The following is a 5850-nucleotide window of genomic DNA, read 5'->3' on the forward strand; positions in this document are numbered from 1 at the left end:
GATCGGCATTAACCCAACTTTTTATAAAGTTTTGGCTTTCACATTAGGTGCTATTTTAGCTGGGGTTGTAGGTGCTATTAGCGCTCATTTTCTGAACACTTGGAACGCCCGTCAAGGAACTTTTGATGCTAGTATTATTTACTTGACTTCTGTGTTGATTGGTGGTAGCAGAACGTTTTTGGGAGCTGTTTTGGGTGGGATGGTGTTTACTGCTTTACCGGAGGTTTTGAGGGGGATGGCGACTATTCAGGGATTGCCTGTTTGGTTGGCGCAATTTCTGCGGGATGGGCGGTTAATTGTGTTTGGGGTACTGATTGTTTTGGGGACGATATTTTTTCCGCAGGGTTTGGTGACGCCGGAGTTGTTGAAGAGGTGGAGGAAGGGCGATCGCAATTCTGTTTAAAATTAGATTTTTGGTATATAAAAGTGCGATCGCCCTGTACCTATTGCCCCCAAAGCACTCTCTGAATGCTAATATCCTCTGGATTAACTTCAATAATTAAATCCCCACCTCGTCGCCCAATATAATCTTTTGCCCCATAGTTGACTCGCCATACCCAGCTATCATTTTGAGGATGCTGCGTCAGGCTGATGATGCTTTGCATTACATCAATATTCAATTCACGGGCACGTTTATTAGCAGCAGCGATAGCCCGAGCAATTGCAACGGCAATATCATCTTGAAGCACATCTGAACTCAATGTTGCAGTCATAATTAGCCTCCACTTTTCAACCTAGAAGGATAGATGTATCCGAAATCTCACTTACTTGTCCATGCTGTGCAATTAGATAGATTTTTGCTTGCGAAATCACAAACTCACCTAAGTAAGAGGCTCCCTTTAAATCAGGATCGTCTCTAACAGCACACTTATCTGTTTCACTAGGTTCTTGCAAATAATCGCCTCCAGTATTGGGATGAGTGTGAAATGACGCAACAATAGCGCCTTCCCCAATTTTACACTTTGGATGAGCAGGCAGAATGATGCTATTCTGATTGCCGACTGACCATCGCACAACACTGAGATTTCCTGCTGAATCTTTCAAAATGAAACCGCTTTCTTCGTGTCCGCCAGTTACTCCAGGTTGAGAATCTTCCCAACCTTGCTTTAATTCTATACGAATTAAAGGGTTGTTTAAGATTTCCGTGTATCCTTGATTCATTATCTCACAGATCGCTTATGATAAATATATCCTCGTATGTCTGGGAGTTTAAACTATGTCTCTCGCTGAGTTAATTCCTTTGGTGAACAGTCTGAGCCAGCCAGACAAATTAGCACTCTTCAAACTCCTAGCTGTGCAAATCCCAAAGGCTGAACTACAAGTTATCTTTTCTGCATCAGAGTATCCGGTTTGGTCGCCCTACGACGCAACGGAAGCTGCAAACATTCTGATGCAGATGATTCAGGATGACCAAGAGGCATCTACTCATGCCTAGTACGTACGATCGAGTTTCCCTTTTCTATTGTTAGACTTCACAAACTCTCAATGAACTCCTCGACTGTGACTTGCGCCTGCTTGAGAATGCCGCTCAACGTACCAACCTTCAATTCTTGATGCACAGGAACAACGCAACCAATTTCGCCTTCTTCGGTTGCCTTCTTCAGAACAACATGACTGCCAGTTTGACGAACTTGCTCGAATCCTAAACGCTCCAATGCACGAATTGCTTCTCTACTTGAAATTCGCGGCATTTTAGGCATAGCTGACCTCAATGCTGGTCACAAATCTCGGAGATGTTTCAGGTACGGGAAATTCCTCCAAATATAACCGCGTAGCCTCTCTCAAACCCGCAATCGCTTGCTCGATCGTTTCACCTTGATCTACTGTTCCAACCTCTGGACATTCAGCTATGTACATATCATCTTCTTTGTACAGAAGAACTGTAAAGCTGCGATTTTTCATTGCATCTTATTCCTAAAGTCTTCTCTAATTAGCATAACATAAGCCTTTCCCATATCAGTCAATCTGGTAGCAAATTTTTGTCTACCTCAGAAGCCAGCTTGAGAATGCAACCGATTCTAACTATTGAGCTCACTCAAAATGATTTTCCATCGCGTGTAAAGGAATTTCGCCATTGAATTGCCCGATCGGTCGTTTATCTTTCCTTTCAAATATCTGGCTATCTAATTTACAAAATATTATTTAATTATCGCATCCACACAAAGAGTGCGATCGCCGATCGATAAAAAAAGTAAAGGGCGATCGCATCCACACAAAGAGTGCGATCGCCTATCAGTAAAAAAGTAAGGGGCGATCGTATCCCTACCCCCTTATCGACTAAAACAAACTCTGAGAACACCTGAATTGTCTCCTAGTGCATTGTCAGCATCGTTAATTCGTATAGCAGTCCGAGTGATTGGTTTAGGTAGTTGTTGAACCCCCCGCACCCATACATATCCAACACCATCTGTGGGAATATCTACAAATAATGCACCAAAAGGATATCCTTGATCGTATTTATATTGGTTATATGGCTCTAGCCCGGGTTCATTGTGGCCTTGAGGACCAACAGGAGCATAGCTTCTCGCATCTACAGACCAACCTCCACCAACACTGGCTATACGAGTATATGGACCCCCAAGGTCAAAGTATTGCCAACCTGTTCTCGAACTTACATCAAAGCACTTAACTGCTTGCGCTTTTGCTTCGTGCATATTAAAATTAGTAACCAGCACAGCAGCGGATATCAAAATAAATTTTAGAGTTAGTTTCATCAGTTAGTTCTCCAATTTCAGTTAACTGTCAGTTCATAGTACCTCCTTCTTAAGGAAGGATTATTCAACTTCTTTCCTATCAAAACTCCAAGCCCGATCGCCCTGTCAGTCGGATTGAGTCTGAACTTTTCCAGAAAAATTTGCCCTAATGTCCGAAAGATCGGATAATATCGGCAAAACCCGCCTATCTGACCGATCTATGGACATCGCAGAAGTCTTAAAACTGGTAGATGAAGTTCTGTTCACCAATACAGGCGAACACCCAAAAGCCAGGAAAAAAAAAGACGGAAAAAGACGGGTATTTCCCATATTTGAGGGAAGACGGATAAAGACGGATAAAGGCGGATAAAGTCGGGTAGACTAACTATAGTTCTCTGACAGCCCTACTGATGGACACTGCCCATATATTGCAATTTGTAGATGAAGTGCTCAGCGCCAAGACAGGCAAACATCTAAATGACTTGCAGCGTAAAATTATCGAGGGAATACTGAATCGACAAAAGTATTCTGATATTGCAGATACTTACGGTTGTACTGTGGGTCATGTTAAGGATGTAGGTTACAAGCTTTTGCATATGTTATCTGATGTTTTTGATGAACCAGTTGATAAAGGTAATCTGGAATCTGTTCTAGAACGGCAATTAAATCTGAATATAAATTTTGGCGATCGCACTACTAATTTTGGTCACAGCAACACAATTAATTATATCAATGGTTGCTCAGAGCTACCAACTTCTGCTCCAGATAAAAGTCGGTCTGAAACTCCTGACTTCCAGGACAGCACGAATCAAGTTAAAATTGAAATGGTTGGTAAATTACGGGAGTTGGGCTTGAAGGATGAGCAAATTGCAGAGGTGCTAGGACTAGCCTTGGAGGTAGTGAAGCAGATAGATTGAAAAGAATGAGTTTATTTTCCGATCGCTCTTTTGCCTTTCATCACTACACAGCGGCAGTCAAAGCTGTTAAAGAGTGTGGAAGAAAAGCTAAAACAATATCATTTTCTGGAATGCCTTGATCTATCAAATTTTGAGTAATGCCACATTCCATGCCATCGTACTCAATATAAACTTTTCCATCTTCTAGGGTAATGTAAATTAAATTCCCTCTCACTCGCCGTCCTCTATCCCAACCCACTTGCATTAAAGCATAGCGATCGCGCGTTTCATCCAACACCGGATCTAGTCTAATGTCTCCATGAGATGGACGCAACTTAGCGTATTGAAGAATAACCTGTTTTACGATTTCTCGATAGGTCGCGCTGGTATCCATGTTTATCTATTATGACTTACACGCAGACACTCAGAAACCGGGTTTCTTCGGAGATTTTTCATTATAATCTGAGTTTTTCACAGAAACCCGGTTTCTTGGTCAAAGTTTTATCTACTATAGCACGATCGCCCGCTCTCAAGTATTTGCGACTCTAGCTTAAAACACATATAATTAGTCAGGAGGCATAAGTTTTATGTTCGCAGTCGTCACCCCAGAAAAAATTCATTTGCCCCCAGGAACACTGATAAAATTTCCTGGTAGTTGGCAGGATTACCAAGCACTTGTAGAACAATTGGGCGATCGTCAAATTCCGCGCATCAAATATCGACCAGGAGAGATTTTATTAATGTCCCCTTTATCCGTACACGGAAAACAAGCAGATATAATTGCTGATGTCGTCAAAGTTCTCCTAGATTATTTGGCGCGAGATTATGAAGCATTTACGCCAATTACGATGGATTTGCCGGAGGTAAGAGGGATTGAACCAGATTATTGTTTTTATATCGATAATTGCGCCGCCATTCTGGGTAAAGATCGGATTGCTTGGGGTGTTGAACCGCCACCCGATCTGGTGATTGAAGTGGATGTCACTAGCTACACTAATTTGGATGATTACTTGCCTTATCAAGTGCCGGAAGTGTGGCTGTTTAAGAAAAATAAGCTCATAATTTACTGTGTGCAGAATGGTCTATATGTCGAAAGTTCAGTTAGCCGTTATTTTCCCAATTTTAATGTATCAGCAATTGTGGAAGAATGCTGGCAAATGTCGCGCGATCGCCATACAAGTACAGTAATTCGGGAGTTGCGGCAAAAAATTGAGAGAGAGAACGGTTGAATCAGTTGAATCATACGAAATTCGGCTTTAATACCCTTTTTATTCTTTAGTCCGCGCAGGCGGACTTTGTTTGTGTAGACGCGGTTTCAACCGCCGAGTCATAAAGGAAATTTTACTATTTATCGATCGCACCCCAAATTTTAATAGTTTTGTCACTACTACCGCTAGCCAAAAACTCTCCTTCGGGGCTAAAATTAACCGAATAAACCGAGTTAGTGTGACCTGCTATATTACAAACTTCTTCACCGTCTTTAACTCGCCAAATCTTGATAGTTTGATTGCTACTGCTAGCCAGAATCTCGCCATCGGGACTAAACGCGATCGAATCAACATACCAGGAATGACCTGTAATCGTTAAAACTTCTTGCCAATCTTTGACCCACCAAATTTTAATCGTATTGTCGTGACTGCCGCTAGCCAAAAACTCGCCATTCGGACTGAAAGCTATGCAGCGAACGCAGTCTGTATGACCTGTCAGCGTGCGAAGTAGCTTCCCATCTTTAACTCGCCAAATCTTAATTGTTCTGTCCCAACTGCTGCTAGCAAGAGTTTCGCCATCCGGGCTAAAAGCCACAAAATAAACTAAATTAATGTGACCCACCAGCGTGCAGATTTCTTGCCCATCTTTAACTCGCCAAATCTTGATTGTTCTGTCCCAACTGCTGCTAGCAATCAAAGTTCCATCGGGACTGAAAGCTGCGCCGTAAACTGAGTTACTGTGACCCACAAGCGATCGCATTTCTTGCCCGTCTTTCATCCGCCAAATTTTGATTGTTTTGTCGTGGCTGCTGCTGGCCAGCATCAGTCCGTCGGGGCTGAAAGCTACTGTATAAACTGAGTTAGTATGACCTGTAAGAGTGACTATTTCTTGCCCGTCTTCTACTCGCCACAGTTTGATTGTTTTGTCATCGCTGCCGCTGGCTACGACTTCTCCGTTGGGGCTAAAAGCAACAGAATAAATTAAGTTTTTGTGACCTTTTAACGTGTGAATACATTGCCAGTTATAGGTTTGCTGTTGGGATTGGGTGGGAG

At 42.5% G+C, this 5850-nt stretch carries 12 protein-coding genes and 1 pseudogene; 5 read left to right on the forward strand and 8 right to left on the reverse strand.

The features are described from left to right. Positions 1–403, forward strand: a pseudogene (locus IQ270_RS27265) (branched-chain amino acid ABC transporter permease); the annotation flags it as partial. 40 nt (positions 404–443) lie between these two features. Here the strand turns inward: IQ270_RS27265 and IQ270_RS27270 are convergent. Together IQ270_RS27270 and IQ270_RS27275 are read right to left on the reverse strand one after the other, a co-directional pair. Beyond that, on the reverse strand, positions 444–713 hold the full coding sequence (locus IQ270_RS27270) for a hypothetical protein (RefSeq protein ID WP_193976284.1): 270 nt from the start codon (positions 711–713) through the stop codon (positions 444–446). 16 nt (positions 714–729) lie between these two features. Continuing rightward, complete coding sequence (locus IQ270_RS27275; protein WP_193976285.1) at positions 730–1161, reverse strand: DUF4329 domain-containing protein; 432 nt, start codon at positions 1159–1161, stop codon at positions 730–732. 55 nt (positions 1162–1216) lie between these two features. Between IQ270_RS27275 and IQ270_RS27280 the strand changes: the two genes are divergently transcribed. Beyond that, positions 1217–1435, forward strand: coding sequence for a hypothetical protein (locus tag IQ270_RS27280; protein WP_193976286.1), 219 nt, complete (start codon positions 1217–1219; stop codon positions 1433–1435). Between the two features lie 37 nt (positions 1436–1472). Here IQ270_RS27280 and IQ270_RS27285 read toward each other — a convergent pair whose 3' ends face one another. From IQ270_RS27285 to IQ270_RS27300, 4 genes are all read right to left on the reverse strand, one after another. Further along, positions 1473–1700 (reverse strand): type II toxin-antitoxin system HicA family toxin, encoded by a 228-nt coding sequence (locus IQ270_RS27285; RefSeq protein ID WP_193976287.1) that lies wholly within the window; start codon positions 1698–1700, stop codon positions 1473–1475. After that, positions 1693–1902, reverse strand: a complete 210-nt coding sequence (locus IQ270_RS27290; protein WP_096829806.1) for a type II toxin-antitoxin system HicB family antitoxin — start codon at positions 1900–1902, stop codon at positions 1693–1695. Before IQ270_RS27290 ends, IQ270_RS27285 begins: the two co-directional genes overlap by 8 nt. A gap of 244 nt (positions 1903–2146) precedes the next feature. Then, on the reverse strand, positions 2147–2299 hold the full coding sequence (locus IQ270_RS27295; RefSeq protein ID WP_193976288.1) for a hypothetical protein: 153 nt from the start codon (positions 2297–2299) through the stop codon (positions 2147–2149). After that, complete coding sequence (locus tag IQ270_RS27300; protein ID WP_193976289.1) at positions 2271–2714, reverse strand: hypothetical protein; 444 nt, start codon at positions 2712–2714, stop codon at positions 2271–2273. Before IQ270_RS27300 ends, IQ270_RS27295 begins: the two co-directional genes overlap by 29 nt. Before the next feature lie 148 nt (positions 2715–2862). Between IQ270_RS27300 and IQ270_RS27305 the strand changes: the two genes are divergently transcribed. Both IQ270_RS27305 and IQ270_RS27310 read left to right on the forward strand, forming a co-directional pair. Then, complete coding sequence (locus IQ270_RS27305) at positions 2863–3063, forward strand: hypothetical protein (RefSeq protein ID WP_193976290.1); 201 nt, start codon at positions 2863–2865, stop codon at positions 3061–3063. 40 nt (positions 3064–3103) lie between these two features. Beyond that, complete coding sequence (locus tag IQ270_RS27310; protein WP_193976291.1) at positions 3104–3610, forward strand: hypothetical protein; 507 nt, start codon at positions 3104–3106, stop codon at positions 3608–3610. A gap of 43 nt (positions 3611–3653) precedes the next feature. On the opposite strand, the gene IQ270_RS27315 is transcribed toward IQ270_RS27310, so the two are convergent. Next, a complete protein-coding gene (locus IQ270_RS27315) occupies positions 3654–3983 on the reverse strand; it encodes a XisI protein (protein ID WP_193976292.1) in 330 nt (109 codons plus the stop codon). Positions 3984–4176: 193 nt separating this feature from the next. Between IQ270_RS27315 and IQ270_RS27320 the strand changes: the two genes are divergently transcribed. Beyond that, positions 4177–4818, forward strand: coding sequence for a Uma2 family endonuclease (locus IQ270_RS27320; RefSeq protein ID WP_193976293.1), 642 nt, complete (start codon positions 4177–4179; stop codon positions 4816–4818). Between the two features lie 115 nt (positions 4819–4933). Here IQ270_RS27320 and IQ270_RS27325 read toward each other — a convergent pair. Further along, the coding region (locus IQ270_RS27325) for a WD40 repeat domain-containing protein (RefSeq protein ID WP_193976294.1) at positions 4934–5850 on the reverse strand (917 nt) is incomplete at its 5' end.

This window comes from Microcoleus sp. LEGE 07076, assembly GCF_015207455.1.
Lineage (GTDB): Bacteria > Cyanobacteriota > Cyanobacteriia > Cyanobacteriales > Microcoleaceae > Microcoleus.

Coding starts and splice junctions, on each gene's coding strand:
- IQ270_RS27280 (WP_193976286.1), top strand. CDS start 1,217: ATGTCTCTCGCTGAGTTAATTCCTTTGGTGAACAGTCTGAGCCAGCCA.
- IQ270_RS27290 (WP_096829806.1), bottom strand. CDS start 1,902: ATGAAAAATCGCAGCTTTACAGTTCTTCTGTACAAAGAAGATGATATG.
- IQ270_RS27275 (WP_193976285.1), bottom strand. CDS start 1,161: ATGAATCAAGGATACACGGAAATCTTAAACAACCCTTTAATTCGTATA.
- IQ270_RS27270 (WP_193976284.1), bottom strand. CDS start 713: ATGACTGCAACATTGAGTTCAGATGTGCTTCAAGATGATATTGCCGTT.
- IQ270_RS27320 (WP_193976293.1), top strand. CDS start 4,177: ATGTTCGCAGTCGTCACCCCAGAAAAAATTCATTTGCCCCCAGGAACA.
- IQ270_RS27315 (WP_193976292.1), bottom strand. CDS start 3,983: ATGGATACCAGCGCGACCTATCGAGAAATCGTAAAACAGGTTATTCTT.
- IQ270_RS27285 (WP_193976287.1), bottom strand. CDS start 1,700: ATGCCTAAAATGCCGCGAATTTCAAGTAGAGAAGCAATTCGTGCATTG.
- IQ270_RS27300 (WP_193976289.1), bottom strand. CDS start 2,714: ATGAAACTAACTCTAAAATTTATTTTGATATCCGCTGCTGTGCTGGTT.
- IQ270_RS27305 (WP_193976290.1), top strand. CDS start 2,863: ATGTCCGAAAGATCGGATAATATCGGCAAAACCCGCCTATCTGACCGA.
- IQ270_RS27310 (WP_193976291.1), top strand. CDS start 3,104: ATGGACACTGCCCATATATTGCAATTTGTAGATGAAGTGCTCAGCGCC.